The organism is Micromonospora sp. CV4, from assembly GCF_003667455.1.
Classification (GTDB): Bacteria; Actinomycetota; Actinomycetes; order Mycobacteriales; family Micromonosporaceae; genus Micromonospora.
This window is the reverse complement of the sequence record NZ_RCVI01000345.1, coordinates 1-2,519: the sequence shown is the minus strand read 5'-3', so window position 1 is coordinate 2,519 and position 2,519 is coordinate 1. Positions and strand designations below refer to the sequence as shown.

The window sequence follows — 2,519 nt, the reverse complement described above, 5'->3', positions numbered from 1 at the left end:
GGCCGTGCGCGTGCACCACGTCGACCCGGGCGGCGGCGAGCGCCCGCCGCAGCGCGAGCACGGCGCGGGCGTCGGCCGGCGTCGGGCTGGCCGGGATCTCCACCGGCTGGAACCGCGCGCCGACCGCGGTGAAGTCGAACTGCTCCTGCGTCGCCGCCGGCCCGCACACCAGCACGGTCGCACCGGCCGCGACGAGCCCGCGCGCCACCGAGCGGACGTGCTGGCCGACCCCGCCGGTGCTGGAGGCGAGCACCAGCGCAACGCTGCCCGACCATCCGGGGGGCAGGACGGGCGGCTCACTTGTCGCGCTCACCGGACCACCGTCTCCTTCCCGTCGTCCCGCTCCGGGGGAACCGCACCCGGGGTCGGCGTACCGGCCCGGTCCCGCGACCCCCGCCGGCCCAGGCGCCGCAGCACCCCGGCGAGCAGTGGCCGTACGTCCCGCCGGTCGACGAACCAGACCACGACGAGGAACACGGCCCCAACCAGAACCCCGGACAGCATGCCCTGACCGAGTGCCGCCGCCGTCGTCGGGGTGCCGTCACCCGGCGTGTCGAACCACCGGGTGAGGCCGAGTCCGGCGAGCGCGGCGAGCACCGCGGCCAGGCCGCCAGCCACGCCGGCCCGGGTCGCGCCGGCCAACGCCGCACGGCCGGCGCCGCGCCACACCGCCACGAGCAGCAGCGCACCGAGCACCGACATGCCCACCGTGTTCGCGACGGTGGTCGCGAGCACCCGGTCGGCGGTGGGGAGCAGGACCGCCAACGGCAGCGCCACGGCCGGAACCACCAGCCAGCCCAGCGTGATCGCCACGGTCGCCGACCGGGTGTCGCCGCGGGCGTACAGCGCGCGGGACAGCACCGCGAAGAGCCCGTACCCGAGCAGCCCGGGCGCGAAGCCGGTGATGGCCGCCGCGGTGGACGCCGGGTTCTCCGGGTAGAACAGGGCGGCGATCGGCTGGGCGGTGGCGACCAGCGCCGCGACGCCCAGACAGCTGAACAGCAGCACGCCGCGCACCGTCGAGGAGAGGGTCTGCCGGTACCCGTCCTCGTCACCGGCGGCGGAGGCGGCGGCCAGGGTGGGATAGGCGGCCACCGCCAGCGGTACGGCCAGGACCGCCCACGGCAGCAGGAAGATGGCCTGGGCCAGGTTGAACACCTGCGGGGAGCCGGTGGGGCCGCCGGAGACCCGATTGAGGATCACCAGGAGCGCGACCTGCTGGGCCGCCACCGTCACCGCGCCGGCCGTGGCGAGTGCGCCGATCCGTGCGCGTGCGTCGGCCGGGAAGGCGTAGCCCGCTCGCGGCCGTATCCGCAGGCGGCGCAGCGGGATCAGCAGCGACAGGGACAGCACGACGACACCCAGGGTGGTGCCGGCGGACAGGAGCAGCTCGCCGCCGCGGCTGACCTGGGCCACGCTCGCGGCACGCCCCTGCGTCGCGGCGAACGCCAGGTAGACGACGACCACGGTGAGGCTGGACAGCAGCGGGGCGATCACCGGCCAGGCGAAGCGGCGGTGCGCCTGAAGCACGCCGGTGAGCACGATGCCGATCCCGTACAGCGGCAACTGGGGGGCGAACACGCGCAGCATCCGGGCGCCCGCGGCGAGTTCCGGCGCGGACCGGTTCTCGCTGATCAGCGACATGATCGGGTCGGCGAACACCGCGACGAGAACGGCCAGGGGAATCAGCAGGCTCACCGTCCAGGTGAGCAGGGCACCGGTGGTGGCCGCCACCGCCCGCCGGTCCCCCGCCGCGATCGCGCCGGCCAGCAGCGGTACGACGAGACTGGCCAGGGCGCCACCGGCGACGATCTCGAAGACGATGTTCGGAACGGTGTTCGCGATGACGTACATGCCGCCGAGGTCGCTCTGCTGCACCACCCAGGTGAACACGGCGGTGCGGCCGAAGCCGGCGAGCCGGCTGGCCACGGTGAGGACGGCGATGAGCGCGGCTGCCCCGGCCAACCGGCCGGCGCCGGCGAGGGGTGCCGGTCTGCTCACGTCAGTCGGCGCGCCGGCCCAGTGCGTCAAGCTCCCGCAGCCCCGGGGTCCGCTGGATCACCGACGTGAAGCTGACCTTCTCGCTGGCGGCGGTGAGCCCGGCGAGCACGGCGAGCAGCCCCGCCCGGCCGAGCGGGCCGCTGCGGGCGGCGAGCGCGACGCCGAGCACCGCGCCGAGGGCGTTCGCGCCGCTGTCGCCGAGCATCACGTCCTCGGCCAGGTCGTCGCGGAGCAGACCGGCGGCGGCCCCGGCCGCGCCCGCGGCGATCCCGCCGTGTGGGCCGCCAGCCAGGGGCGCGCCGAGCAGCAGCCCCGACTTGATGGCCCGGCCCGGTCGCAGGTCGAGCAGGTTGAGCAGGTTGGCGGTGCCGGCGATCACCCCGGCGCCCAGCAGCACGTCGACGCCCCGACCGAACGCGCCGTGGCGCTGTCGGCGCGGGTGCGCGGCGACCCGGGGATCGGCGGCGAGCAGCGCGGCGGCGCCCAGCCCGGCGGCGCCCACCCCGACGACCTTGACC

Annotated in this window: 2 protein-coding genes and 1 pseudogene; all 3 read right to left on the bottom strand. The window is 76.3% G+C overall.

Going from position 1 to position 2,519, the window contains the following annotated elements:
• On the bottom strand, positions 1-286 hold a 286-nt coding region (locus EAD98_RS24415; RefSeq protein ID WP_147457482.1), incomplete at its 3' end, for a glycosyltransferase.
• Positions 287-309: 23 nt separating this feature from the next.
• Positions 310-2,001, bottom strand: coding sequence for a murein biosynthesis integral membrane protein MurJ (gene murJ / locus EAD98_RS24410; protein WP_121656336.1), 1,692 nt, complete (start codon positions 1,999-2,001; stop codon positions 310-312).
• 1 nt (position 2,002) lies between these two features.
• Positions 2,003-2,519 (bottom strand): annotated as a pseudogene (locus EAD98_RS24405) (hypothetical protein); the annotation flags it as partial.